Origin of the sequence: Mesorhizobium sp. B2-4-15 (genome assembly GCF_006658505.1) — a bacterium.
In the GTDB taxonomy this organism is placed as follows: domain Bacteria; phylum Pseudomonadota; class Alphaproteobacteria; order Rhizobiales; family Rhizobiaceae; genus Mesorhizobium.
Genome location: NZ_VFUZ01000005.1, coordinates 18,653 through 44,003, shown reverse-complemented (window position 1 = coordinate 44,003; position 25,351 = coordinate 18,653). Strand labels below are relative to the sequence as shown.

The 25,351-nt window shown below is 62.8% G+C and carries 21 protein-coding genes; 11 read left to right on the top strand and 10 right to left on the bottom strand.

Going from position 1 to position 25,351, the window contains the following annotated elements:
- The first annotated feature begins 45 nt into the window (after positions 1–45).
- From hrpB to nhaA, 4 genes are all read left to right on the top strand, one after another.
- Positions 46–2,661, top strand: a complete 2,616-nt coding sequence (hrpB, locus tag FJ930_RS07975; protein ID WP_141836609.1) for an ATP-dependent helicase HrpB — start codon at positions 46–48, stop codon at positions 2,659–2,661.
- A gap of 116 nt (positions 2,662–2,777) precedes the next feature.
- Complete coding sequence (locus tag FJ930_RS07970; RefSeq protein ID WP_140745247.1) at positions 2,778–4,109, top strand: ActS/PrrB/RegB family redox-sensitive histidine kinase; 1,332 nt, start codon at positions 2,778–2,780, stop codon at positions 4,107–4,109.
- A gap of 63 nt (positions 4,110–4,172) precedes the next feature.
- A complete protein-coding gene (locus tag FJ930_RS07965) occupies positions 4,173–4,736 on the top strand; it encodes an ActR/PrrA/RegA family redox response regulator transcription factor (protein WP_141836606.1) in 564 nt (187 codons plus the stop codon).
- A gap of 149 nt (positions 4,737–4,885) precedes the next feature.
- Positions 4,886–6,082 (top strand): Na+/H+ antiporter NhaA, encoded by a 1,197-nt coding sequence (gene nhaA / locus FJ930_RS07960; protein WP_141836604.1) that lies wholly within the window; start codon positions 4,886–4,888, stop codon positions 6,080–6,082.
- Between the two features lie 299 nt (positions 6,083–6,381).
- Here the strand turns inward: nhaA and FJ930_RS07950 are convergent, their stop codons facing one another.
- Complete coding sequence (locus FJ930_RS07950) at positions 6,382–6,882, bottom strand: MmcB family DNA repair protein (RefSeq protein ID WP_141836918.1); 501 nt, start codon at positions 6,880–6,882, stop codon at positions 6,382–6,384.
- A gap of 109 nt (positions 6,883–6,991) precedes the next feature.
- On the opposite strand from FJ930_RS07950, the gene FJ930_RS07945 reads away from it, so the two are divergent.
- From FJ930_RS07945 to FJ930_RS07930, 5 genes are all read left to right on the top strand, one after another.
- Positions 6,992–7,945, top strand: a complete 954-nt coding sequence (locus tag FJ930_RS07945; protein WP_141836602.1) for an IS1595 family transposase — start codon at positions 6,992–6,994, stop codon at positions 7,943–7,945.
- A gap of 154 nt (positions 7,946–8,099) precedes the next feature.
- On the top strand, positions 8,100–8,942 hold the full coding sequence (locus tag FJ930_RS07940) for a hypothetical protein (protein WP_141836600.1): 843 nt from the start codon (positions 8,100–8,102) through the stop codon (positions 8,940–8,942).
- A 232-nt stretch (positions 8,943–9,174) separates the two neighbouring features.
- The gene (locus tag FJ930_RS30035) at positions 9,175–9,345 is read left to right on the top strand and encodes a hypothetical protein (protein ID WP_181763313.1); all 171 of its coding nucleotides are present in this window, start codon (positions 9,175–9,177) and stop codon (positions 9,343–9,345) included.
- A 94-nt stretch (positions 9,346–9,439) separates the two neighbouring features.
- Positions 9,440–10,108, top strand: a complete 669-nt coding sequence (locus FJ930_RS07935) for an NYN domain-containing protein (protein ID WP_141836597.1) — start codon at positions 9,440–9,442, stop codon at positions 10,106–10,108.
- Between the two features lie 918 nt (positions 10,109–11,026).
- Positions 11,027–11,323, top strand: a complete 297-nt coding sequence (locus FJ930_RS07930; protein WP_140744647.1) for an immunity 53 family protein — start codon at positions 11,027–11,029, stop codon at positions 11,321–11,323.
- A 30-nt stretch (positions 11,324–11,353) separates the two neighbouring features.
- On the opposite strand, the gene cueR is transcribed toward FJ930_RS07930, so the two are convergent.
- Positions 11,354–11,773, bottom strand: coding sequence for a Cu(I)-responsive transcriptional regulator (gene cueR, locus FJ930_RS07925; RefSeq protein WP_140744646.1), 420 nt, complete (start codon positions 11,771–11,773; stop codon positions 11,354–11,356).
- Positions 11,774–11,995: 222 nt separating this feature from the next.
- On the opposite strand from cueR, the gene FJ930_RS07920 reads away from it, so the two are divergent.
- Positions 11,996–12,613, top strand: coding sequence for a L,D-transpeptidase (locus tag FJ930_RS07920; protein WP_141836595.1), 618 nt, complete (start codon positions 11,996–11,998; stop codon positions 12,611–12,613).
- A gap of 144 nt (positions 12,614–12,757) precedes the next feature.
- Here the strand turns inward: FJ930_RS07920 and FJ930_RS07915 are convergent, their stop codons facing one another.
- The 8 genes from FJ930_RS07915 to FJ930_RS07880 all read right to left on the bottom strand — a co-directional run bounded on the left by FJ930_RS07915 (position 12,758) and on the right by FJ930_RS07880 (position 22,603).
- Positions 12,758–13,327: a NifU family protein gene (locus tag FJ930_RS07915; RefSeq protein ID WP_140744644.1), complete on the bottom strand. Its 570-nt coding sequence runs from the start codon at positions 13,325–13,327 to the stop codon at positions 12,758–12,760.
- Positions 13,328–13,481: 154 nt separating this feature from the next.
- Positions 13,482–13,973: a universal stress protein gene (locus FJ930_RS07910; RefSeq protein WP_140744643.1), complete on the bottom strand. Its 492-nt coding sequence runs from the start codon at positions 13,971–13,973 to the stop codon at positions 13,482–13,484.
- Between the two features lie 124 nt (positions 13,974–14,097).
- Positions 14,098–15,165: a tryptophan--tRNA ligase gene (gene trpS, locus FJ930_RS07905; RefSeq protein WP_141836593.1), complete on the bottom strand. Its 1,068-nt coding sequence runs from the start codon at positions 15,163–15,165 to the stop codon at positions 14,098–14,100.
- 153 nt (positions 15,166–15,318) lie between these two features.
- Positions 15,319–16,917 carry a murein biosynthesis integral membrane protein MurJ gene (gene murJ, locus FJ930_RS07900; RefSeq protein WP_141836591.1) on the bottom strand — a complete coding sequence of 533 codons (1,599 nt, stop codon included), beginning with the start codon at positions 16,915–16,917 and terminating at the stop codon, positions 15,319–15,321.
- 46 nt (positions 16,918–16,963) lie between these two features.
- On the bottom strand, positions 16,964–19,765 hold the full coding sequence (locus tag FJ930_RS07895) for a [protein-PII] uridylyltransferase (protein ID WP_141836589.1): 2,802 nt from the start codon (positions 19,763–19,765) through the stop codon (positions 16,964–16,966).
- A 90-nt stretch (positions 19,766–19,855) separates the two neighbouring features.
- Positions 19,856–20,653, bottom strand: coding sequence for a glycosyltransferase family 25 protein (locus FJ930_RS07890; RefSeq protein WP_141836587.1), 798 nt, complete (start codon positions 20,651–20,653; stop codon positions 19,856–19,858).
- Complete coding sequence (locus FJ930_RS07885; protein WP_141836585.1) at positions 20,650–21,456, bottom strand: glycosyltransferase family 25 protein; 807 nt, start codon at positions 21,454–21,456, stop codon at positions 20,650–20,652. The genes FJ930_RS07890 and FJ930_RS07885 overlap by 4 nt, the downstream gene beginning before the upstream one ends.
- Before the next feature lie 343 nt (positions 21,457–21,799).
- Positions 21,800–22,603 carry a glycosyltransferase family 25 protein gene (locus FJ930_RS07880; RefSeq protein ID WP_141836916.1) on the bottom strand — a complete coding sequence of 268 codons (804 nt, stop codon included), beginning with the start codon at positions 22,601–22,603 and terminating at the stop codon, positions 21,800–21,802.
- Positions 22,604–22,794: 191 nt separating this feature from the next.
- Here FJ930_RS07880 and FJ930_RS07875 point away from each other — a divergent pair, with 191 nt between their 5' ends.
- Positions 22,795–25,320 (top strand): heavy metal translocating P-type ATPase, encoded by a 2,526-nt coding sequence (locus FJ930_RS07875; RefSeq protein ID WP_141836583.1) that lies wholly within the window; start codon positions 22,795–22,797, stop codon positions 25,318–25,320.
- Positions 25,321–25,351 lie beyond the last annotated feature (31 nt).

The window sequence follows — 25,351 nt, the reverse complement described above, 5'->3', positions numbered from 1 at the left end:
CCGTACACATTGCAGAGCGACCGCGACCGCTGATATGCGAACGCGATGACGACCAGACACCTGCCGGAACTTCCGGTCACAGCCGTGCTGCCGGCGCTTGTTGAAGCGCTCGGTGATGGCAACAGCGCCGTGCTGGTGGCGCCGCCCGGCGCCGGCAAGACGACGCTGGTGCCATTGGCACTGCTCGATGCGTCCTGGCTGGGAGCCGGCAAGATCGTGCTGCTCGAACCGCGCCGGCTCGCCGCCCGCGCCGCCGCCCGCCGCATGGCCGAACTGCTGGGCGAGGAGCCCGGCGGCACCGTCGGCTACGCCATGCGCATGGAGAACCGCACGTCGGCCCGGACCAGAATCCTGGTCGTCACCGAAGGCGTGCTTTCCCGCATGATTCTTGATGATCCCGAACTTCCCGGCGTCTCCGCTATCATTTTCGACGAATTCCACGAGCGCTCGCTCGACGGCGATTTCGGCCTTGCGCTGGCGCTCGACGTACAAGGTGCGCTGCGGCCCGACCTGCGATTGGCCGTCATGTCGGCAACGCTCGATGGCGCCCGCGTCGCGAAACTCCTGTCGGGAGCGCCGGTGATCGAGAGCGAGGGCCGCGCCTTTCCTGTCGATATCCGCTACGACGAGCGGCCGGCCGGCGTTCCGGTCGAGGACGCCATGGCCAAGGCGATCCGTGCGGCCCTTGCCGAAGAAAGCGGCAGCGTGCTCGCTTTCCTGCCGGGCCAGCGCGAGATCGAGCGCACCGCCGAACGGCTGGCGGGCAAGGTCGGCGCCGACACCGACATCGTGCCGCTCTATGGCCAGCTCGACGGCAAGGCGCAGGACGCGGCCATCAGGCCGGCGTCGGCCAGACGCCGCAAGGTGGTGCTGGCGACCTCGATCGCCGAGACCTCCATCACCATCGACGGCGTGCGCGTCGTCATCGATTCCGGCCTGTCGCGGCTGCCGCGCTATGAGCCGGCAAGCGGCCTGACAAGGCTGGAGACCGTGCGTGTCAGCAAGGCTTCCGCCGACCAGCGCGCCGGCCGCGCCGGCCGAACGCAGGCCGGCGTCGCGATCCGGTTGTGGCGCGCCGAGCAGACGGCGGCGCTTCCCGCCTTCACGCCGCCGGAAATCCTCGAAGCGGACCTATCCGGCCTGCTGCTCGATTGCGCCGCCTTCGGTGTCGCCGATCCCACCGGGCTCGCCTTTCTCGACCCGCCGCCGGCTCCGGCACTGAACGAGGCAAGGACGCTGCTGCGCGCGCTCCATGCCATCGACGAGGCAGGGCGCCTGACGCAAGCGGGCATCGCGATGCGCAAGCTCGCTCTCCCGGTGCGGCTGGCGCATATGGTCGCCGAAGCAGCCAGGAACGGACACGCCGGCGAGGCGGCCATGCTCGCGGTGTTGCTCACCGAACGCGGCCTTGGCGGCGACGGCGCCGATCTGGAACGGCGGCTGATGCGCTTTCGCCAGGAAAGATCGCCGCGCGCCACCGCCGCGCGGCAACTGGCCGAGAGGCTGGCGAGGCAGGCCTTACCATCCCCCTCTAGGGGAGGGTCGGCGACCGAGCTGAGCGCAGCGAAGCGAGAGAGACGGGGTGGGGTCGGTTCGGGCACGCGACCCATCCCTCCACCCCACGGTGCTTCGGGGGTCGACACACCGGGGCGAGCCACAGGTCTCGCCCGCCCCTTGGACCCCCACGAGGAGGGGGATGTGACCGCCGGTTCCCTCCTCATCCACGCCTGGCCGGACCGCGTCGCCAAGGCACGCGGCGAGCGCGGCCGCTTCGTGCTGGCCAATGGCTCCGGCGCCATGCTCGATGCCGCCGACCCCCTGGCGGGCGAGCCGTTTCTGGTCGTCGCCGATCTGCAGGGCAAGGCGCAGAATGCGCGCATCGCGGCGGCGGCGGCAATAAACGAGGACGATATCCGCGCCACACTGGCCGACCGGATCGAAACGCGCAAGCAAACGAGCTTCGACCGCGATCGCCGCTCCGTGCGCGTGCGCGAAACGGTGCGCCTCGGCGCCGTCACGCTCGCCGAGCGCATGCTGCCGGCACCGGCCGGCGCCGATGCCGATCGCGCCATCCTGGATGCCTTGCGCGAGCACGGGCTGTCGCTGCTGAGCTGGAGCAAGGACGCCGAGACGCTGCGCCAGCGGCTCTCCTGGCTGCATCGCGGCCTCGGGTCGCCCTGGCCGGACATGTCGGACGCAGCACTTCTCGAGCGCCTTGACGACTGGCTGTTGCCCTTCCTGTCGGGTGCCGCATCCCTGGCCGCCATCGATCCCGGTGTTGTGTCGGCTGGCCTGACCTCGCTCGTGCCGCATGACCTGCGGCGCAAGGTCGATGCGCTGGCGCCGACCCACTTCGACGCCCCGTCGGGCAGCCATGTACCGATCCGCTATGACGGCGAATGGCCGGTGCTGGCGGTTCGCGTGCAGGAACTGTTCGGGCTGGACCGGCATCCCTCGATCGCCAACGGCACCGTGCCGCTGACGCTCGAACTGTTGTCGCCGGCGCACCGGCCGATCCAGACGACCCGCGACCTGCCTGGATTCTGGCGCGGCTCCTGGGCCGACGTGCGCGCCGACATGCGCGGCCGCTATCCCAAGCATGTCTGGCCGGAAAATCCGCTGCTCGCCGCCGCCACCGCCCGCGCCAAGCCACGAGCATGATCCCAAAAGCGAAATCGGTTTTTGAGACAAGATCATGGTCAACAGGGAGTAGAGCTTCAATCCGACCCCATCGGATTGGAGCGGACCTAGCGTTCCCGGCTCCGCGGCTGTAATCCATGGCGATGATCAAGGTTTTGCGCGCACCCGACTTCCAGCAGAGCCAGCGGCTGCGGCTCAACACGCTGATCCGACTGCGCTGGCTGGCTATCGTCGGCCAGAGCGTGACGGTGCTCGTCGTCGCTTATGGTTTGAAGTTCCCATTGCCGGTCAGCCTGTGCTTCGCGCTCATTGCCTGCTCGGCCTGGATGAACCTCTTCCTGGCCTTCCGGTTTCCGGCCGCGCACCGGCTCACCCCGTTCGCCGCCTTCGGCATCCTGATCTTCGACAGCCTGCAGCTTGCCGGCCTGCTCTATATGACCGGCGGCCTGACCAATCCGTTCTCGCTGCTGATGACCGTGCCCGTCGTCATTTCGGCGACATCGCTGCCCCTGCGCCTGACCGCCATTCTCGGCGCGCTGGTGATGATGGCGGCGACCTTGCTTGTGTTCATCCATCTGCCGTTGCCCTGGTATGAAGGCGCGCCGTTGGTGATGCCCTTCATCTATGTCGCCGGCATGTGGATGGCGGTGCTGTCCTCGATCGCTTTCACGGCCATCTATGCCTTCCGGGTGGCCGCCGAAGCGCGGCTTCTGGCCAATGCGCTTGCCGCCACCGAACTGGTGCTGCAGCGCGAGCAGCATCTTTCGGCGCTCGACGGCCTGGCCGCCGCGGCCGCGCACGAGCTCGGCACGCCGCTCGCAACCATCACGCTCGTCGCCAAGGAAATGGAAAAGGCGCTCGGCAAGGACCCGAAATATGGCGATGACGTGAAGCTGTTGCGCTCGCAGAGCGAGCGTTGCCGCGAAATCCTCAAGCGCCTGACCAGCCTGTCGTCCGAGGGTGAGGCGCATCTGTCCCGCTTGCCGCTGACTTCGCTGGTCGAGGAGGTCACCGCGCCGCATCGCGACTTCGGCATTTCGATCAAGCTTCGCCCCGGCGAACGGACCGGGCCGGAGCCGGTCGGGCGCCGCAATCCGGGCGTCATCTATGGCCTCGGCAATCTGGTCGAGAACGCCGTCGATTTCGCCCGCAAGAACGTCACCGTGAGCTGGAGCTGGGACGAGGCGACCGTCACCTTTTCGATTGTCGACGACGGGCCCGGCTTTCCGCCTGAGATCATCGACCGCATCGGCGAGCCTTACATGTCGACGCGCCAGGGCACGGAGGCCGGCGGTGGCCTGGGGCTTGGCCTGTTCATTGCCAAGACGCTGCTCGAACGCTCGGGCGCCGCGCTCGATTTCCGCAACTCGAGCGGCCTGGGCGAGGGCGCGGTGGTGCGGATTTCATGGCCGAGAACTGTCTTCCTGAATCCGGAATCGGCCCCTGCCACCATGTTTGACACCGCGTAGATTGGACAATAGCGGCGCAAAACTATATCTGCGTAAAATTAAGGCAGCAGGATTTTCGAGACGATGACAGGCGATGAATTTATTGGCGCAATGGTCGAGGGCGAGGACACTTCGCTTCTGATCGTCGATGACGACAAACCATTCCTGACCCGCCTCGCTCGCGCCATGGAAACCAGGGGCTTCGTGGTCGAAACCGCCGAGAGCGTCGAGGAGGCGGTGGGCAAGGCGCGCGCCAACCCGCCCGCCTATGCCGTGGTCGACATGCGGCTTGGCGACGGCAACGGCCTCGATGTCGTCGCCGCCATCCGCGAGAAACGCGAGGATTCCCGCACCATCATCCTGACCGGTTACGGCAACATCGCCACCGCGGTGACAGCGGTGAAACTCGGCGCCGTCGACTATCTGTCGAAGCCGGCCGATGCCGACGATGTCTTTGCCGCGCTCACCCGCACGACAGGTGAGCGCGCGGCACCCCCCGAAAACCCGATGTCGGCCGACCGTGTGCGCTGGGAACATATCCAGCGCGTCTACGAAATGTGCGAGCGCAACGTCTCCGAGACCGCGCGCCGGCTCAACATGCACCGCCGCACGCTGCAGCGGATCCTCGCCAAGCGCGCGCCGCGCTGATCGCCGAAGCACGCAGGCAATCGCTTGCGATATTGGTAATTGGCGAAACCATCGATGACAGCGCCCCTCTCCCCGTCACTATACGGGAGAGGATGCCGGCAGGCAGGTGAGGGGCGGCGCAAACGCTTGGAAACGATGACGGAGGCGACATGCAGGATTTGAAACAGCGGCCGGTCTCCGTTTTCCGCGAATTTCTCGACAGCGAGGCGGCCGGCGGCATCATTCTGATGGTGGCGGCCGCCCTGGCGCTCATCGTCGCCAATTCGCCGCTTGCCGAGACCTACTTCTCCGTTCTCCACGCCTATCTCGGCCCGCTCAGCATCTCGCACTGGGTCAATGATGGGCTGATGGCGGTGTTCTTCCTGCTCGTCGGGCTTGAGATCAAACGCGAGATGCTGGACGGCCAGCTTTCGACCTGGCCCAGGCGCGTGCTGCCCGGCATCGCGGCCGCCGGCGGCATGGTGGTTCCTGCCCTTGTCTATGTCGCCATCAACCGCAACAACGGGCCGGCCTTGCCCGGCTGGGCGATACCGACCGCCACCGACATCGCCTTCGCGCTCGGCGTGCTGTCGCTACTCGGTAGCCGCGTGCCGGCCTCGCTGAAGGTCTTCCTCACGGCGCTTGCCATCATCGACGATCTCGGCGCCGTGATCATCATCGCCATATTCTATACCAGCGGTCTGTCGCTGGCCTATCTCGGCGCCGCCTTCGCCGTCATCGCCGTGCTCGTCATGCTCAATCGCATGCGGGTGATGACGCTGGCGCCCTATCTCGTGCTTGGCGCCATCCTGTGGGTGCTGGTGCTGAAGTCGGGCGTCCACGCCACGCTTGCCGGCGTGGCCCTTGCGCTCACCATTCCGCTTGAACGCGCCGCCGGCATCGAGCACGACCTCGAGCATTCGCCCCTGCACCGGCTCGAGCACGGCCTGCACAAGCTCGTGGCATTCATAGTCGTCCCGATCTTCGGCTTCGCCAATGCCGGTGTTTCGCTCGCCGGCCTGAGCCTTGGCGCGCTGATCGAGCCGTTGACGCTGGGCGTCGCCGCCGGCCTCGTGGTCGGCAAGCTCATCGGCGTCTTCGGCTCCTCCGCGCTTGCCATCCGGCTCGGCCTGGCCGACCTGCCCGGCCATGCCGGCTGGTCGCAAATGCTCGGCGTGTCGCTGCTCTGCGGCATCGGCTTCACCATGAGCCTGTTCATCGGCCTGCTCGCCTTCGCCGGCGATGTGGCCCTGCAGGACGCCGTCAAGGTCGGCATTCTCGCCGGCTCCTTCATCGCCGCCATCCTCGGCGCGGCGGTGCTTTTGCTGGCGCCGGCAGCGGGAGGGGTGGAAGAGGACGAGGAATAGCGTCCGCGCTTCTGGCAGACGCCGCGCCGCCCCTCATCTGCCTGCCGGCACCTTCTCCCCGTGGAACGGGGAGAAGGGACACTGCCGCCCCTTGGCGCTTCTTTTGCAAACGCTGAAAACTGGCGAAATCCGCGATGAAAGCGTCCTTCTCCCCGTCACTATACGGGGAGTGGAGAAGTGGTCCGCGTAGCGGACGAAAAGCCAATTGCTTGGCTTTTCGAACGACGAACGCCGGCAGGCAGATGAGGGGCAGCGCAAACGCTGAAAGGCGACCACACGTCGCCAGCTTTCGATGGCAGCTACTCGCTCTCCCCCTCCAGCACCGGCACCGACACACCGGCCAGTTCCGCAGCCAGCAGCCGCGAGGCACCGGCGCGCGCGATGCGCAGCATCAGCGCCTTGCGCGTCGCCGCCACCATGCGGTGCTCCGGCGCGTCGCGCAGGATTTCGGCGCCATAGCCGTCGGAGAGGATGAATCCGCACTCTTCCGGAAAGATGTCCGCCGGCACGCCGGGATGGGTGGCGAAGAAGAAGCGGTCGGAATGCAGCCGGTAGTCGGGCCATTTGCGGTCGACCCTGAAATCCTCGATCGAGGATTTGATCTCGATGATCCAGATGTCGCCCTGGCGCGTCAGCGCAACGAGATCGGCGCGCCGGCCCGTGGCCAGCGAAAGTTCAGGCAGCACATGGGCGCCCATCTGCATCAGCAGCCGCTGCACGCCGCGCCGCACCAGTAGCGCGCGTTCGGACTGGCGTCCGTCGATGAGGGGGTTGAGGGGAATCGGCGAGATGATCGGCATGGCGGCACCATGCCTGATTTTGTTCACGGTTTGAACCTGTTTATCGATGGCGATTATCTGGTTGACAAACCCAAATAGATTACGTAGGGTAAGGGCATAGGAGATTTCCATGTCCGTTCTGTCCCGCCCCGAATTCCACGACGAAGCCAAGGCTTTCGAGCATGTGGAATCCATACTGTGGCCGAATGGTCCTGTTTGCCCGAAGTGCGGTAGCGTTGATCGCCACTACGCCTTGAAGGGCGTTCGCACCAAGCCTTCCAAAAAGAACCCGAACGGTGTCGAGCGTCACGGCCTGTACAAGTGCAGCGCCTGCCGTTCGCAGTTCACCGTCCGCATGGGTTCGATCTTTGAGGAAAGCCATTTGCCGCTGACCAAGTGGCTACAGGCTATCCACCTTATGTGCGCCTCAAAGAAGGGCATCAGCGCCCACCAGATGCACCGCATACTCGAATGCACCTATGAGGCCGCTTGGTTCCTGTGCCACCGCATTCGCCTTGCAATGGCGTCTGGCGAGCTTGCCCCAATGGGCGGCAACGGCAAGACGGTGGAAGTTGACGAGACGTATATCGGTCGCTTGAAGGGCACTCCGGTTAAGACTGGTGGCGGCGCGCACAAGAACTCTGTCTTCACGCTTGTCGAACGTGGTGGCCGCGCCCGTTCCTTTCACGTCGATACCGCCCGCATTGGCACCGTCATGCCTATCGTTCGCGCCAACATCGCCAAGGAAAGCGCCTTGATGACTGACGAAGCTGGCATGTATCGCCGCGCGGGCCAGGAATTCGCTTCCCACGATGTCGTCACGCATTCCAAGGACGAATACGTGCGCTACGAAGGCGAAAAGACCATCCACACGAACACCGTCGAAGGCTTCTACAGCATCTTCAAGCGCGGCATGAAAGGCGTCTATCAGCATTGTGGCGAACAGCATCTGCACCGCTACCTTGCCGAATTCGACTTCCGCTATTCGAACCGTATTGCCATGGGCGTGGATGACGGCACCCGCGCTTTCATCGCGTTGAAGGGTGCCGCTGGTAAGCGCCTCACCTATCAAAGACCTGCTTGACGCGAAGCGAACACACTTCCGAAAGGCGGTGCAGTTGGAATTGCCGCTCTGGCGATATGCAAGGCGCAAGAACTAGCTCATAGTTATCCCTCCCCTATGTGGCTTGCCGACTCACTTGGAGGCTGTTACATGACAGCCAAGAGGTAGAGGCAAAATGAGCGACCACGCATTCCCCACTCACGCCGACGTCCGAAAATGGCAAGCTCAGCTTGAGCAGCTTGTTACGGAGGAGTCCGCTATGAAGGCGCGTCATGCCGAAGAGGAGGCGCGCATCAAGAACAAGCGCACACGGCTAAACAAGCTGATCGAAGCGGCGTCGGCGTTCATGGATGCGATGGACGACGAGAGCCCGGTCTCCATTGATGACGAAAAGCCGGGTGCGGCGAGTGTGCCGGAGCCCGAAAAGCCGCAGGTACCATCCAAGAGCGCGATAGCAACGCCAGCCACAAGGCGCGCCAGCAACCAGACATGGACCGCTACAATCCATAGGGTCATTCAAGATGAAGGACGCGGCTTAACGTACCAGGAATTGAAGGAAGGTCTTTTGAAGACCCACCTAGGCGAAACGCTTCAACGGACGGATAAGGCTTTCTATGGAGGGATTGCAAAACTAGAATCGCGGCAGATGATCGTCAAACACAACGGTCGTCTATTCTCGCCCTCTGGCTACAAACGTTTCATGAATGATGTCGCCGCCGGACTCGTTGAAGACACGCCCTATACAGCGGCGAGCAACAGTTGGCAGATGTCTCCAAACGAAGCGGCTGTCGCCCGACTTCTCTCGCTTCATCCGAAGGGGCTGACCACAAGCGAAATCGTCGAGAGTTTGCTAAACGATCCTCCTCCCGACTTGGCTGTTACCAAGAACCGGAACTCACTCTATAATCTCCTCGCTAGGGAGAGGGAGAGGGGAAATCTAGTTAAAGAGGGAGACACGTATTCTCTACCTCTTCCTGAAACCGAAAGCAGCGGCTCCGATGAGGAGGCCGCTGCCTAAGAGATCGAGTGTGTCGCGGTTTAGCTTGCCGGCGGTCGCGACACAGAGCCCAAGCGAGAAAGGAGGATGTGTCATGTGGTTCATGACCCGGAGAATACCGGTAGCCGCCTAACGGCGGTTCACCCTGCCCCCTTCCACAAGGGGTAAGAACGAAGGTGGCGGTGCGTCCATAGCATCGGCATCTTCGCGCCATTGCGTATCAGATTCACCTGAAAACGTCTAGGTTGAGATCATGCCCGACAAAAAGCCGCAGATCGACAAATTCCGCGAAGCGGCGCGGGATCTGAAAACCGACCAATCCGACGAATCCTTCGAGGCGGTTGTGAAGAAGATTGCCAAGGCACCAAAACTTACGGCGGAACAGATAAAGAATATGGTGCGCCAAAAGCGCCAAACTGATTGAAAATAGCCCTAAAAAAGGAAAACCCCAGTCGCCGGAGCGCTGGGGCGGTTGCACTGAGAGCAGCGCAACGATGTGAGCGCAAGGTAGTGTAGAATTGGGGAAAGATCAAGACCCGCCCGAGGGAAAACGTGCGGCGCTTTATGTCGACGGGTTCAACCTCTACCATCCAATCCATGAAAAAGGCGAGGCCTTCCTTAAGTGGGCGAGCCTTTGGAAACTGGGAGAGATATTCTGTCGGAAGAACGGCCTAACCCTGGTTAAGGCCGTTTGCTGCACAGCCGTGCCTCAAGACGATGCCGGGAAACGGGACCGTCATAACAGCTTCAATTCGGCCCAAATCGCTTGCGGCGTGACGATCCTGAAAGGGCACCACGTAGTCGATCCAGAGAGCAAAAAGAGGAGCGAGAAACAGTCGGATATCAACCTTGCCCTGTCGCTTATGATGGATGCCGAGGACGATATTTTCGATTGGGCGTTTCTTCTGAGCGCCGATTCGGATCAAGCGGCAACGGCCAAGTTTTTCGCTGACAGGCACCCTAAGAAGGGATTGGTGGGAGTGGCGCCGCCGACGAAGAACGTTCCTGACAAAGTTATCCCCTATTGCATCTCTCATTTCGTGATGAGCTTTGACCAACTGGAAGAGTGCATCATGCCAGCGATGGTCCCCGGACTAAAAGGCTATATCCGCCGACCAGCGGAATACGCTCGACCGGAGTGGTGGGTGCATCCAGATGACCGTCCGAAAAAGAAGCCCAAGGAATAGCGAAGATTGATCTATTTTGCGGAACCGGTGGTCTCCTACAAGTCCTGTAGCCATTCCCCTACGGCTGGGTAGGCCCCGCCTATGGGGCGCCTGATGTTGGAATAAAAACCCCGAGAGCGACTGCCACCTGCATCTCCAGCAGAATTGCCCCAAACATGATTAAGAAAAACAAGCGGATAAGAAGTGACCGCTTGACCTTGTACCTTTGAGACAAGAGCACGCATACGATAGTAGCGACGCCCGCTGCAGCGGTGAAAATTAGATCAACCGTGACACCTCGCGAAAACATAGTTCCCCTTCCCTAAGCAGGAACTGCAATCCTAACGCGAACGGCCCGCCTTATGGAAGGGCAGGCCGTTCTGTCTCGCGAGTTGTTATCTTGTAACATCAAACGTTGGGTTTGTCAACCAGATAATCGCCTTATCGATGGCGATTATATATTTGACAGACCAAAAGCTGAGCGTAGATTCCGAGCCTGACATCGGTCTAGGTCAAATTCAGTCTCTCGGAGACATTGGCAAAACACGAGAAAACAAGCTGAAACACGGAAACAAAGAACGGCCTGCCCTTCCATAAGGCGGGCCGTTCGCGTTATGACTTGGTTCCTACTTGTGGGGGGACTTTGCTGTGGCTTTGACAGCCTTTGTGCTCATTGTTCTGGTATTCCCGATGAGCATCGCATTTACGGTGTGCTGGTTATTGCGAAAGAGACGCATCACGTTTGTTTGGTTCGTTCGAATATTTTTTATGACCATGTCGGTGATGGTCTTGCTGGGAATTCAGATAATGAAGGCCCTTGGCATGTAAGGCTAGTCGGCCGCCCGCTGCACCGGTCCTGTCCGGCGATTATACACCTGACAGCCCCGCCTTGGCGCACGCCTTCTTCCCATGCCGCTGCCGTTTCGCTAGTTTGACCGGATGGACGTTCTGGATTGGTTGGCCCGCTGGTACGAAGCCCAATGCGATGGTGTTTGGGAGCATCGGTTTGGTCCTTCGATCAGCACCATCGATAACCCCGGCTGGTCCTTGAAAATCGACCTTGTGGGGACGGACTGCGACGGGCGCACCCTTGATCCGATCACGCACAATCGCGGGCATCCAACCGACTGGTGGACATGCTGGACGAAGGACAACGTGTTTGAGGGGGCTGGCGGCCCGCTGCATTTGCGTTCGCTTCTGGAGACCTTCCGGGATTGGGCGACGAATGTGCGCTGAACTCTCCGAGCCCCATCGGCTTTCTTGGACCTATTGACGTCCGACGGCGGTCGGTTCGCGTTCCACCGTCCCCGCCATATCATCCAAGATCGGGCAATCCGGCCGCTCGTCACCGTGGCAGGCGTGGATCAGTTTCTGCAGGGTCGAGCGCATCGACTGCAATTCGCGTACCTTCTCCTCGATCGCCGTGACATGGGCGGCGGCGATCTCGCGCACGTCGTGGCTGGCGCGGCCGCGATCCTGGTAGAGCGCCATCAACTGGCGGCAATCGTCGATGGAAAAGCCGAGGTTGCGCGCGCGGCGCAAAAACGTCAGCCGGTGGATGTCGTCGCCGGAATAGTCGCGGTAGCCATTGGCGGCGCGCGCGGGCGCGATCAGGCCGATCTCCTCATAGTAACGGATGGTCTTGGCCGGCAGGCCTGAACGGTGGGCGGCGTCGCCGACATTCATGGCGGTTTCCTCGTTTTTGCGGGCTTCTCGATTTGCCCCATTGAATTTCCTTCACAATCCGGTGAAGGCTGTTGCCGAAATGCCATAGTGATATGCTTACCAGCGCGTAAGTCCCCGCATATAGGCATCGCGTGCTTGGCAAGCAAAGCAAATGCCAGCATGAATGGCGAGAAAGCGGCCGACTCGTGCTGCTGACGTTTGGGCGGGGCACCGGATCACCTCATGCGCATGAAGTCGCTTGCAATATTTGCCGCATTGGCGCTGTCCACTGCTATCGCCGGTTGCAGCACCATCGGCGGACAGATTTTCTCCAACGACTATGGCGCGGTGACCGATGCTGGTTATCAACTGCCGCGCATCCCGATCGAAAGGGTGCCGAGGCAGTTCCACCGGCAGGAAGTGAACTACGACACCAAGGAAAAGCCGGGCACCATCATCGTCGATACGCAGAACAAGTTCCTCTATTTCGTCGAGGGCGGCGGACGCGCGATCCGCTACGGAATCGGCGTTGGCCGCGAGGGCTTCGAGTGGCATGGCACGGCCCATATCGCGATCAAGCGTGAATGGCCTACCTGGACGCCGCCTTCACAGATGATCAAGCGTCAGCCGGAGCTCGCCAAGTTCGCCGGCGGCATGGAGCCGGGCCTGAAGAACCCGCTCGGCGCGCGCGCCATGTATCTGTTCAACAAGGGCGGTGACATGGGTTACCGCCTGCACGGCAGCCCGGAATGGAACTCGATCGGCAAGGCCATGTCGTCTGGCTGCATCCGGCTGATGAACCAGGACATCATCGATCTCTATGACCGCGCCTCGGTCGGCGCCAAGGTCATCGTGATATAGGCCATGCCCGTCAGGGCTTGGCCAAACGGCAAACAAGTTTCGTACGCGGACCGTCTAGGCAACAACGGACGTCCCAAACAGAAAACCGGGCAATTCGGCCCGGTTTTTTGTTATTCGCGAATAGACAGGCGGCGAGCGGAAGAATCAGGCGACCTGTTCGACCTGCTGCACCTCAGGCACGAAATGCCGAAGCAGGTTCTGGATGCCGTGCTTCAGCGTCGCCGTCGATGACGGGCAACCGGCGCAGGCGCCCTTCATGTGCAGGAACACCGTGCCGTTCTCGAAGCCGCGGAAGGTGATGTCGCCGCCATCCTGCGCCACCGCCGGGCGCACTCTTGTGTCGAGCAGTTCCTTGATGGTGATGACGAGTTCCTCGTCCGCCTTGTCATAGAATTCGCCGGTCTGGCTGGTCTCGGCGGCCGGGCCGGTCTTGGCCATGACAGGCGCGCCGGACATGAAATGCTCCATGATGGCGCCCAGGATCGCTGGCTTCAGGTGCTGCCAGTCGGGGCCGTCCTTGGTCACGGTGATGAAGTCGTAGCCGAAGAAGACGCCGGTGACGCCGGGGATTTCGAACAGCCGACCGGCCAGCGGCGAGGCGGCCGCCGCGCTGTCGGCGTCGCGGAAATCGGCGGTGCCTTCGAGCAGAACTTCCTTGCCAGGCAGGAATTTCAGCGTCGCCGGATTTGGCGTCGATTCGGTCTGGATGAACATGGCCGTCTCCGTGCCCGATCAGGGCAGATAGTTTGGAATGATTCTAAATAGGCTCTATCGGCCGGACATTCAAGCCAAACGCATCGCCCGAACGGCTGGCTGGCGGAATGTTTTGCCAAGGATCTGGCTGGAGGAATTGAATCCCGGGCGGATCTCAGGCGAGGCTGTCGATCTCCTCGTCGGACAGGTTTTGCGGCACGACGGTGACCGGAATGGGGAAGGCGGCGCCCTTGCCGGCCACCGCGCCGACCAGCGGCCCCGGTCCTTCCTTGCCAGCGCCCGCCGCCAGCACCAGGATGGCGATGTCCTGGTCTTCCTCGATCAGCTTGTGGATCTCTTCCGTCGGCTTGCCCTCGCGCACCACCATCTCCGGTTCGATTCCGAGCTTCTGGCGCACCTTGTTGGCATAGCCGTCGAGGGCCGCGCGCGCCGTGGCGGTGGCCTCCTCGCGCATGATCTTCTCGACGCCCAGCCAGTGCTGGAAATCATCCGGCACGATGACATAGAGCAGCACCAGCGTGCCGCTGGTGCTCTGCGCCCGCTTCGAAGCGTAGGCGACGGCGCGCTCGCACTCGGGCGTGTCATCGATGATCGTCAGGAATTTCCTGCGATGACCGGCTTCGCGGCTGAGGCGTTTGGAGACCATATCTATCTACTCGATATCTTTTCGACCGCAATCTGCCACTGCAGCAGACCGGCGGCAAGCCGCCGGTCTTAGGCCAGGATGTCTTGGGCCAATATGTCTTCGGCCATCATGGTGAAGATAGGGATCAGCCCTGCAGCAGCCCAATGATATCACGCACCGTCCTCATCGTCGTTTCGGCGAGAGCGCCGGCGCGCTCGCCGCCGTCCCTCAGCACCGCGTCGACATAGGCGCGGTCACCTTGGATGCGGCGCATCTCGCTCGCGATCGGGGCCAACTTCTCCACGGCGAGATCGGCGAGCGCCGGCTTGAAGACGGAAAACTGCTGGCCGCCGAACTCCTTCAGCACGTCGGCCTTCGATATCTCGGCGAGGCCCGCATAGATGCCGACAAGGTTCTCCGCCTCGGGACGGCTCTCCAGCCCATCGACTTCACCAGGCAAGGCCTCCGGATCGGTCTTGGCCTTGCGGATCTTCTTCGAGATGGTGTCGGCATCGTCCGTCAGGTTGATGCGCGACAGGTCCGACGGGTCCGACTTCGACATTTTCTTCGAGCCGTCACGCAGGCTCATGATGCGCGCGGCCGGGCCGCCGATGACCGGCTCGGTGATCGGGAAGAAGCCGTTCACCGTCTCCTCGCCCACCTGCATCTCGACGCCGACGCCAAGCCTGGCGATGCGGTCCGAAAAATCGTTGTTGAATTTCTGCGCGATGTCGCGGGTCAGCTCCAGATGCTGCTTCTGGTCTTCGCCGACCGGCACATGGGTGGCGCGATAGAGCAGGATGTCGGCAGCCATCAGCGAGGGATAGGCGAGCAGACCCAGCGAAGCGTTCTCGCGGTCTTTGCCGGCCTTGTCCTTGAACTGCGTCATCTTGTTCATCCAGCCGATGCGCGCGACGCAATTGAAGATCCAGGCGAGTTCGGCGTGCTGCATCACCCGCGATTGGTTGAAGACGATGTGTTTCTTCGAATCGATGCCGGAGGCAAGAAAGGCGGCGGTGATCGACCGCGTCTGGTCGGCAAGGTCGTCATGGACGAGCTGCGCGGTCAGCGAATGCAGGTCGACGACGCAGTAGATGCAATCGGACGTATCCTGCAGGGCGACGAATTTCTTGATGGCGCCCAGATAATTGCCGAGGTGCAGATTGCCGGTCGGCTGGACACCGGAGAAGACGAGTGGCTTGAAAGCGGACATGTTTTTCCTCGGGGCTTGTGGAGGGCCGTATCAGCGTGATTCCGAAAAGTTGCAGACCTTTCGGAGCCAATCACGCGGCTGGAAACCGCGCGCGGCGAAAGTCTTGCGACGGCGCGCTTATGGACGAGAGGGCGCGGAGGATCAAGGGGCTGCTCACTGATCTGGAGACTGTTCCTTGGGCGCCGGCGACCCCTTGCGCTTCACGTTGCGCCGGATCATGCCGAAATCGGCACCGCCGGTGGCAAACGCCATGAAGAAGTAGAGAGCCGCACCCCCGCCCACCAGCGCCAGGATCGTAGTCGCCTTGACCACCAGCGGCGAACCCGGACCAATCCTGGCGGCCAGCCAATGTTCGGCGAAGTACAGGGCGATGCCCATCACGATCGCCGACAGCACCAGACGTGGAATGCGTCTCAGAAGCGGCACGTCGCGGCCCCAATGGCCGCGCCGGATCAGCATGCCAAGCAGCATCAGGGCGTTGACCCAGCCGGCCACGGCCGAGGCCACGGCAATGCCGGGTGCGCCCATCGATGGAAACAGGGTCAGCGCGGTGGCAACGTTCACCGCCACCGAGATGGCGGCGAAGATCATCGGCGTGCGGGTGTCCTCACGCGCGAAATAGCCTGGGGTGAAGGCCTTGATCAGCACGAAGGCCGGCAGGCCGAGCCCGAAGATTGCCAGGATCGGCGCCACCGTCGGCGTCGAGTGGTTGGCCGCGAAGGCGCCACGTTCGTACACCAGCCGCACGATCGGTTCCGACATCACCCACAATGCCGCCGCCGCCGGCAGGGTCATGAACAGGGTGAACTCGACGGAACGGTTCTGCAGGTTGGCCGCCTCGATGAGATTGCCTGATTTCAGCGCCCGCGACAGCTCGGGCAAGAGCACGATCGCCACAGCCACACCGACGACGCCAAGCGGCAGCTGGTAGATGCGGTCGGCATAGGCAAGCGAGGACACCGCGCTGTTCTGCGCCGAGGCGATAGCCGTTCCGATCAACTGGTTGATCTGGGTGATGCCGCCAGTGATGGCCGCCGGCAGCGCCAGGATCAGCAGCCGCTTGACATTGGGCGTCATCTTCGGCCGGCGGAAACCGATCGCGATGCCGGCATTGCGTACCGCGACCCAGACGATGGCGAGTTGCACGATGCCCGCCGCCAGCACGCCCCAGGACAGGCCGAAGCCGACGGCGCGCGCATCCAGGCCATGGTACCATGCATAGCCAAGCACGCTGATCAGGATGATGTTCAGGAAAGCGGGTGCGATGGCAGCCGCGAAATAGCGGCGCAGCGAATTCAGCATGCCGGCCATCATGGCGGCGAGCGACATGCAGATCAGGTAGGGGAACATGATCGTCGCCAGCGTGACCGTCGTCTCGAACTTGCCCGGCGTCTCGGCAAAGCCCGGCGCCACCAGATAGCGCACGATCAGCGGCATCGCCAGTTCCATGGCGATCGTCAGCGCCAGCAGCGCCGTGAACAGCACGCCGAACACTTCCTCGGAGAAGCGCTTGGCGCCATCGGTGCCATGGGTCTCGATCTCCTTGGCGAACAGCGGCACGAAGGCTGCATTGAAGGCGCCCTCGGCGAACAGCCGGCGAAACGTGTTGGGAAACTGGAAGGCGGCGTTGAAGGCGTCGGCGACCGGCCCGGTGCCGAGTGCCGCCGCCATCAGCATCTCGCGGCCGAAGCCGAGTGCGCGGCTCATCAGCGTGCCGGAAGCGACCGTTGCGAATTTCTTGACGAGGCTCATGCGCTCTAAGACTGCCTGTGGGATTGGGACAAAGTGATGATGGCAGTCACTCGGCGGCCGCCTTGGCCTTGCCGCCGCGTTCGGGCGCGGTGCCTTCGAGCGTCGCCATCAGCCGGTTGCGGATGGTGGCGATGCGGGCCGGGCTGTCGATCTTCTGGCCGGTGAGGTCGGTGACATAGAAAGTGTCGATGACCTTCTCGCCGAAAGTGGTGATGTGCGCCGATGCGATGTCGAGCGACAGGTCGGATAGCGTCCCGGTGATCTCCGACAGCAGGCCGGGGCGATCGAGCCCCTCGACCTCGATGACCGAAAACCGGTTCGACAGCGTGTTGCGGATTTCGGCGCGCGGCGGGATTTTGAACACTTTGGCGCCGCGCCTGGGCTTCGTCCGCTTCTCGATCATCTCCGGCAGCCAGCTCTTGCCCGACAGCACGTCCTCGATCAGCCGGCCGACGCGCTCGGCGCGCCGGCGCTCGTCCTCGTCAAGGTCGAACTCCCGCGAGATCAGGATCGAATCCAGCGCGCGCCCGTCGGAAGTGGTGAAGATCTGCGCGTCGACAATGTTGCCGCCGGCGGCGGCACAAGCGCCTGCAATCACCGAAAGCAGGCGCGGATGATCCTGCGCCAGCACCGTGATCTCGGTCACCGCCTCGAATTCATATGTCTTGACCATGGTGGCGAGCATTTTGCCGGCGGCGTCCGCCTCCCGAACGAATTCCGCATGGCGAAGCTGGTCCGGCAGGTCGACGGTCAAAAGGTAGTTTTCGTAATGCTGGGCGACATAGCGCTTGCGCTCCTTCGCCGGCCAGCCGGCCAATGCCTCGGCCAGCCGCTCGCGCGCCGCCGTCGTGCGCTCGGCGCGCGACACTTCCGAAAAGCCGCCGGTCAGGAGCAGTTCGGTCTCGTAGTAGAGCGTGCGCAGCAACTGCCCCTTCCAGCCGTTCCAGACGCCTGGTCCGACGCCCCTGATGTCGCAGACGGTGAGGATCAGAAGCAGCTTCAGCCGCTCGACCGATTGGACGATCGAGGCGAAATCCTCGATGGTCTTGCGGTCGTTGAGATCGCGGGTCTGCGCCGTCATCGACATGGCGAGATGGTTCTCGACCAGCCAGGCGACCGTTTCGGTGTCGGCTGGCGACAGCCCCATATGCGGGCAGATGCGCCGCGCGATCCTGGCGCCGGCCTCGGAATGATCCTCCGGCCTGCCCTTGGCGATGTCGTGCAGCAGCACGGCGACATAGAGCGCTTCGCGGCTCTTCTTCAGCCCCGGCATCAACGAATGCGACAGCGGATGCACCTTCTCGCCATCGCCGCGTTCGATCTCGGCCAGCACGCCGATGCAGCGGATCAGGTGCTCGTCGACCGTGTAGTGGTGGTACATCGAGAACTGCATCATGGCGACGATCTTGCCGAAGTCGGGGATCAGCTTGCCCAGCAGCCCTGCCTCGTTCATGCGCCGCAGGTTGAGTTCGGCATTGCGGTCCGACGTCAATATGTCGAGGAACAGCCGGTTGGCTTCCTCGTCGCGCCGCAGAGATTTGTTGACCAGGCCGAGCGAGCGGGTCAGCAGTTTCAGCGCGTCGGGGTGGAATTCCAGCCCGTGCTTGTCGGCGAACCAGAACAGTCTGAGCAGATTGACCGGATCGCGCTCGAACACGGTGTCGTCGGCGATGTTGATGCGGTGGTTGTCGACGATGAAGTCCGAGGTACCGGCGAGCTTGCGCTTGCGGCGCTGGAAGGTGAGGAAGATGCGGTTGAAGCCCGGCACATGCTTGGCCTGCTCCTCCTCCAGCGCGGCGCAGAAGATGCGGGTCAGGTCGCCGACATCCTTGGCGACGAGGAAGTAGTGCTTCATGAAGCGCTCGACCGCCGACAGGCCGGGATGGGTGGTGTAGCCGAGCCGCTCGGCGATCTCGCGCTGGATGTCGAAATGCAGCCGTTCCTCGGCCTTGCCGGTGAGGAAATGCATGTGGCAGCGCACCGCCCACAGGAAATCCTCGGCCTTCTGGAATTCCCGGTACTCGGCCTCGGTGAAAACGCCTTTCTCGACCAGCTCCTCGCCGGTGCGCACGCGGTAGAAATACTTGCCGATCCAGAACAGCGTCTGCAGGTCGCGCAAGCCGCCCTTGCCGTCCTTGACGTTGGGCTCGACCAGATAGCGGCTTTCGCCGGCCTTGGCATGGCGCTCGTCCCGCTCGGCGAGTTTGGCCTGCACATATTCCGGGCCGGTCGTGCGCACCAACTCGTGGTCGAAGCGCAGCATCAGTTCGTCATAGAGCTTGCGTTCGCCCCACAGGAAGCGCGCTTCCAGGATCGAGGTGCGGATGGTGATGTCGGTGCGCGAAAGCCTCAGGCACTCGTCGATGTTGCGGGTGGCATGGCCGACCTTCAGCCCGAGATCCCACAGCATGTAGAGCATGTATTCGACTGTTTGTTCGCCCCAGGGCGTCTGCTTGTAGGGCAGCAGGAACAACAGGTCGATGTCGGATCCCGGCGCCAGCGTGCCGCGGCCATAGCCGCCGACGGCAACGACGGCCATGCGTTCGGCCGCCGACCGGTTCTTCACACGGTAGACATGGGTCGCCGCGAAATCGTAGAGCGCGCGGATCAGCTCATCCATCAGATGCGACAGCCGCTCGGCGCAGGCATTGCCGCCGCCATCCTGCCTCAGCATGGCCTCGGCTGTTCTGCGGCCTTCGGCGAGCCGGCCCTTGAGAAGCTGGAGAACGCCGGCGCGGGCGGCCGGTCCGGAGCCGTCGCCGGCCGTGGCCGTCGTCAGGGCGGTCATCTCGCGGCGCAAGGCGTCGCCGTCGATCAATTCATCAAGCTTCAGGGAGATTTTCGCCATATGTACCGGTTGGCCTTGCCTTTTGGGCGGCGTCTATAGCGCGTTTTCGCGGCGCTGGGTATGGGGCCGCCCGACAGCCCGGCAAATGGCTTATTCAGTCGCCTCGATCGGATCGAGAGGCACGACGATCTGTCGCCGGAACCTGCAGAAGTCGGCGATCCACCGCATGGTGCGTCCCGCCTCCCTCCTGATTCTCACGGCTGTCGGCTTCCTCTGTCTCGTCAAAAGCCCGCTCGCGGAGCGTGCGGCATCCCGTTCCTCGTCAAGCAGGCTTGGCAGCCTGTCGCCGACGAACTGGTCCTGCGCGCAGAGCGCTGGAACAAGCTGGTAGACAGTCTTGTCGGCTGAAATGACCGGATCGAATATGAGATCGTCGACGGCGATATTGACCTTGGCGGTTGCCTCCAGAAAGTCGCGTGCCGTCTGCCGCGAGAGCAGATAGCCCCCAGCCCCCGGATGGCCTTTGCGGAGCCTGACCATGGAAAAGCCGTGTCCAGCGGCGATCCTTTTCCTCTGGATCACGGTTCTGGAAAAGAAGGTCTCGAGCTTCACGACGTCCGCGTCAGCTGGCACCCAGCTGATATCGCCCAGCAACGCACCGGCCTTGCTGGAGAAGACCATGTCGTCCTCGAACACGGCGCCGTATGGGGCGTCGTCCTCGGCAATGATCATCCAGCAGGCGCGATGACTATGCAGGCAGGCGATCTCGCTGCCGGAAAGCGGGCGAATGGCGTGTATCGCGTGCTGCGGCTGCAGCACCAGGTCGGGGCATTCCCTGGCATCGACCCCCGCAACCCGCTCGAAGGCGACGCGGATGCGGGCAAATTCGGCGGTCATGTGGGCGAGCCGGTCGGGTGAGCGATCGAGATTGATGACCAGGCGCTTCATTGGTCGCCTGCCTCGATCGAGCCGAGGGGGACGACGATCTGTCGCCGGAATCGGCACAAGTCGGCAATCCACCGCGCCGTCCGCCAGACCTCTCTCTTGATGCGCGCCATGACCGGTTTCCTCCGCTCATTCGCACGCCCGCTGGCAACCCACGCAGCGTCCCGCTCCTGCGCGATCAGACTGGGCAAGCTGGCACCAACGAACTGTTCCTGCGCGCACAACGCGGGAACAAGCTGGTAGATGGTCTTGCCGATCGACGTCGTGAATGCGGGATCGAAAATCAGATTGTCCACTGCCACGTTGATCTCGGCGGTGGCCAGGAGAAGGTCGCGAGCCGCCTGCCTGGAGAGCAGGTAGCCTCCGGCCCCGATATGGTTCTTGCGGAGCCTGAACACAGAAAACCCATGGCCGATGGACGCTCTTTCCCTCTGGATCACCGTCGTGTGGAAGAATGTCTCCAGCTTGACGATATCGGCGTCGGCTGGAACCCAGTTCGTATCGGCTAGCAGCGCACCGGCTTTCGCCGAAAACACCATGTCATCCTCGAACACGGCGCCGTAAGGCGCGTCGTCCTGGGCAATGATGGCCCAGCAGGCACGATGGCTGTGCAGGCATGCAATCTCGCTGCCGGAAAGGCGTTGCACCGCATACAGAGCATGCTGGCGTTGCAGGCCCAGATCCGGATGCTGTCTGGCGTCGATTGCCGCGATCCGCTCGAAGGCAATCCCGATGCGGGCAAATTCGGCGGTCATGTGGGCGAGCCGGTCGGGTGAGCGATCGAGATTGATAATCAGGCACTTCATTCTTGCACGAAATCTTTGCTACTATTACACGAGCACTCGTTTCGCCGAGCCGGCACTAGCTGTCTGGCGCCGCGTTAGGCGTGTAGAACGAAATAGTTTGGCGTTTGCTGGCGGGATTTTTATCCCCCATATGCAGAAACGAATATTTAAGCCAGCCCAAATCCAAAAAAATTACACGAAGATTGCGTGTTACGGGAAGTAGGTGAAATTTTTCTATTCGAAGTCCGGTAACAAGCGGCAATTCGAAGCTAAGAGGTTTAACAGCCCCGCAGCGGATGTCGGCTGATGTTTTAGGAATATCTAAATTAGACTAATTGGTTGCACCGGGCATCCGGAACAAAGTCTATTTTTCTGCTTCCGGCGGATCGAGAGGGACGACGGTGTAGCGCCGCAGCCTGCAGTGATCGATGATCCACTCGGCGATGCGCCTGATCTCCACTCTCACCTTCTCGGAGAGGGGCTTTCTGCGTTTGACGGTCAACCCGCTTGCGACCCATTCGGCTTCGCGTTCGTCATAAATCAGGCTCGGCAGTCTGTCGCCCACGAACTGGTCCTGCGCACAGAGTGCGGGAACGAGCTGGTAGATCGTCTTTTCGCCCGAGGTCGGGAATGCCGGGTTGAAGACGAGATCATCGGCGGCCGCGTTGGCCTTTGCGGTCGCTTCCAGCAGGTCGCGCGCCATCTGTCTTGAGAGGATGTAGCCTCCGGTCCCCATATGGCTCCTGCGGAGCCTGAACGCTGAGAAGCCATGGCCGACGGCCGTCCTTTTCCTCTGGATCATGGTCTTGCTGAAGAAGGTCTCCAGCTTGATGACATCGGCGTCGGCCGGAATCCAGCTGCTGCCGGCAAGCAGGGCACCGGCTTTCGCGGAGAACACAATGTCATCCTCGAAGACGGCGCCGTAGGGGGCATCGTCCCGCGCGATGATCGACCAGCAGCTGCGATGGCTGTGCAAGCAGGCAATCTCGCTGGGGGACAGCCGGCGGACGGCATACATCGGATGTTGTGGCTGCAGCACCAGGTCCGGGTACTCGCGGGCATCGGTTCCGGCTATTCGCTCGAAGGTGATGCCGATGCGGGCAAACTCGGCCGTGATATGGGCAAGCCGGTCAGGAGACCGATCAAGATTGATGACCAGGCATTTCATTGTCGACGGGATCGGGGTCATGGTTTGAAGGACCCGCCTGTATTAGCACACGCTGCGCCAAGAAATATGGGCTTTTTCTGGGTGAACCGCCCGGTTGGACCCCGAAACGCGAAAAATCAAAACAGCCCTTGACCTTCCAGTTACTGGAAGCACTACCTCGGCTCCGAGGCAGAGGCATAGAGGCATTTTGGATGACGCATTCAGACCATGATCACCACGGCGATCACCACACACATGGCGCGCATGGCAGCTGTTGCACGCCGAAAGGCGGGGCCGTGGATGCCGGTGCCGTCCTGCGCGACCCGGTCTGTGGCATGACCGTGGATACGGCCGCCGGCAAGCCGGCATCAGAACATGGTGGCCATCTCTATCATTTCTGCAGCGAGCGCTGCCGTACGAAATTCCAGGCCGGAGCGGAACAATACCTGACGGCCATCGACCCCGTCTGCGGCATGAGCGTCGACCGTGCCACCGCCAGGCACTTTGTCCGCCATGAAGGCCAGGCTTTCTATTTCTGTTCCGCCGGCTGCAAGGCGAAGTTCGAAGCCGCACCGCAGACCTATCTCGGTGACAGACCGGAGCCGCCGCCTGCGCCCAAGGGCACGCAATACACGTGCCCGATGCATCCCGAGATCATCCGCGACAAGCCCGGCTCCTGCCCCATCTGCGGCATGGCGCTCGAGCCGATGGGGATACCATCAGGCGATGAGGGGCCGAACCCGGAACTGGTCGATTTCACCAAGCGGTTCTGGGTCAGCGCGGCCCTGTCGGTCCCGCTTCTGATCATCGCCATGGCGCCGATGGTCGGCCTGTCTTTCGAAGGCCTGGTCGAGGATCTCACGAAGGTTTGGATCGAGTTGGCCCTGGCAAGCCCGGTGGTGCTTTGGGCCGCTTTCCCCTTCTTCCATCGTGGCTGGGAGTCGATCCTCAACCGCAGCCCGAACATGTGGACGCTGATCTCGCTCGGCGTTGGCGCCGCCTATCTCTACAGCGTCGTCGCCACGCTCTTCCCCGACATCTTTCCGCATCAGTTCCGCGGCCATGGCGGTACGGTGCCGGTCTATTTCGAGGCCGCCGCCGTGATCGTCGCGCTGGTCTTCCTCGGCCAGGTGCTGGAACTGCGTGCTCGTGAAAAGACCGGATCGGCGATCCGCGCCCTGCTTGATCTGGCGCCGAAGACCGCGCGGCATATCGCCGGGGACGGTTTCGAGACCGATGTACCGCTGGACAGCGTCAAGGCCGGCGATCGCCTGCGCATCCGTCCCGGCGATGCCGTGCCGGTCGATGGCACCGTGCTGGAAGGCCGCTCTTCCATCGACGAATCGATGATCACGGGCGAGCCGCTGCCGGTCGAAAAGGCCGAGGGCGATGCCCTCACCGGCGGCACGCTCAACAAACAAGGCTCGCTGATCATGCGCGCCGAACGGATCGGCGCCGAGACCACGCTCGCGCGCATCGTCGAGCTCGTCGCCAAGGCACAGCGCTCGCGCGCGCCGATACAAGGATTGGCCGACCGCGTTTCCTTCTACTTCGTCCCGGCCGTTGTCCTCGTCGCGATCGCCGCGTTCATCGCCTGGGCGCTCTTCGGCCCCGAGCCCAGCCTGATCTTCGCCATTGTCTCGGCGGTCTCGGTGCTGATCATCGCCTGTCCCTGTGCGCTCGGCCTCGCCACGCCGATGTCGATCATGACCGCCACCGGGCGCGGCGCGCATGCCGGCGTGCTGATCAAGGAAGCCGCCGCGCTCGAACGCTTTGCTTCCGTCGACACGCTGATCGTCGACAAGACCGGCACGCTGACCGAGGGCCGGCCGAAACTGACCGACGTCGTGGCCGCCAATGGCTTTTCCGAGGATGACCTTTTGGGTCTCGCCGCGAGCCTGGAGAAAGGGTCCGAACATCCGTTGGCCGAAGCCATCGTGGAAGGCGCGGCGGCGCGCGGTGTTGCCGTCACTGACGCCACCGGCTTCGAGGCGGTCACGGGCAAGGGCGTTTCCGGTACCGTGTCGGGCAAGACGGTCGCGCTCGGCAACGCGGCGATGATGGGCGACCTCGGCGTCGCCGTTGCCGCCGTTTCAGCCAGCGCGGAAGCGTTGCAGGGCGATGGCAAGACGGCGATGTTCGTCGCGGTCGGCGGCACGCTGGCCGGCATCGTCGCCGTCGCCGATCCGGTCAAGGCGACCACCGCCGAGGCGATCAGGGCCCTGCATGAGAGCGGGCTCAGGATCATCATGGCGACCGGCGACAATGAGCGCACGGCGAACGCGATCGCCAGGAGCCTCGGCATCGACGAGGTTCGCGCCGGCCTGTTGCCGGAACAGAAGGCGGCCCTCGTCGACGAACTGCGCGGCAGGGGCGCCGGCGTTGCCATGGCAGGCGACGGTGTCAACGACGCACCAGCCCTTGCCGCCGCCGATGTCGGCATCGCCATGGGCACCGCCGCCGATGTCGCGGTCGAAAGTGCCGGCATCACCTTGGTCAAGGGCGACCTCAATGGCATCGTGCGCGCCCGCACACTGGCCCAGGCGACCATCGGAAACATCCGGCAGAACCTGTTCTTCGCCTTCCTCTACAATCTGCTTGGCGTGCCGGTCGCGGCCGGCGTGCTCTATCCGCTCACCGGCACGCTTTTGTCGCCGATGCTGGCGGCGGCGGCGATGAGCCTGTCCTCGGTCTCGGTCATCGCCAATGCATTGCGGCTGAGAACGTTGAAACTCTGAGCCAAAGCCCCAAATACGAAACCCACTCAAC

Coding starts and splice junctions, on each gene's coding strand:
- FJ930_RS07940 (WP_141836600.1), top strand. CDS start 8,100: ATGAGCGACCACGCATTCCCCACTCACGCCGACGTCCGAAAATGGCAA.
- FJ930_RS07920 (WP_141836595.1), top strand. CDS start 11,996: ATGCGCATGAAGTCGCTTGCAATATTTGCCGCATTGGCGCTGTCCACT.
- FJ930_RS07915 (WP_140744644.1), bottom strand. CDS start 13,327: ATGTTCATCCAGACCGAATCGACGCCAAATCCGGCGACGCTGAAATTC.
- trpS (WP_141836593.1), bottom strand. CDS start 15,165: ATGTCCGCTTTCAAGCCACTCGTCTTCTCCGGTGTCCAGCCGACCGGC.
- nhaA (WP_141836604.1), top strand. CDS start 4,886: ATGCAGGATTTGAAACAGCGGCCGGTCTCCGTTTTCCGCGAATTTCTC.
- FJ930_RS07970 (WP_140745247.1), top strand. CDS start 2,778: ATGGCGATGATCAAGGTTTTGCGCGCACCCGACTTCCAGCAGAGCCAG.
- FJ930_RS07945 (WP_141836602.1), top strand. CDS start 6,992: ATGTCCGTTCTGTCCCGCCCCGAATTCCACGACGAAGCCAAGGCTTTC.
- FJ930_RS07885 (WP_141836585.1), bottom strand. CDS start 21,456: ATGAAGTGCCTGATTATCAATCTCGATCGCTCACCCGACCGGCTCGCC.
- murJ (WP_141836591.1), bottom strand. CDS start 16,917: ATGAGCCTCGTCAAGAAATTCGCAACGGTCGCTTCCGGCACGCTGATG.
- FJ930_RS07895 (WP_141836589.1), bottom strand. CDS start 19,765: ATGGCGAAAATCTCCCTGAAGCTTGATGAATTGATCGACGGCGACGCC.
- FJ930_RS30035 (WP_181763313.1), top strand. CDS start 9,175: ATGCCCGACAAAAAGCCGCAGATCGACAAATTCCGCGAAGCGGCGCGG.
- cueR (WP_140744646.1), bottom strand. CDS start 11,773: ATGAATGTCGGCGACGCCGCCCACCGTTCAGGCCTGCCGGCCAAGACC.
- FJ930_RS07950 (WP_141836918.1), bottom strand. CDS start 6,882: ATGCCGATCATCTCGCCGATTCCCCTCAACCCCCTCATCGACGGACGC.
- FJ930_RS07930 (WP_140744647.1), top strand. CDS start 11,027: ATGGACGTTCTGGATTGGTTGGCCCGCTGGTACGAAGCCCAATGCGAT.
- FJ930_RS07965 (WP_141836606.1), top strand. CDS start 4,173: ATGACAGGCGATGAATTTATTGGCGCAATGGTCGAGGGCGAGGACACT.
- FJ930_RS07890 (WP_141836587.1), bottom strand. CDS start 20,653: ATGAAGCGCCTGGTCATCAATCTCGATCGCTCACCCGACCGGCTCGCC.
- FJ930_RS07880 (WP_141836916.1), bottom strand. CDS start 22,603: ATGAAATGCCTGGTCATCAATCTTGATCGGTCTCCTGACCGGCTTGCC.
- FJ930_RS07910 (WP_140744643.1), bottom strand. CDS start 13,973: ATGGTCTCCAAACGCCTCAGCCGCGAAGCCGGTCATCGCAGGAAATTC.
- FJ930_RS07875 (WP_141836583.1), top strand. CDS start 22,795: ATGACGCATTCAGACCATGATCACCACGGCGATCACCACACACATGGC.
- hrpB (WP_141836609.1), top strand. CDS start 46: ATGACGACCAGACACCTGCCGGAACTTCCGGTCACAGCCGTGCTGCCG.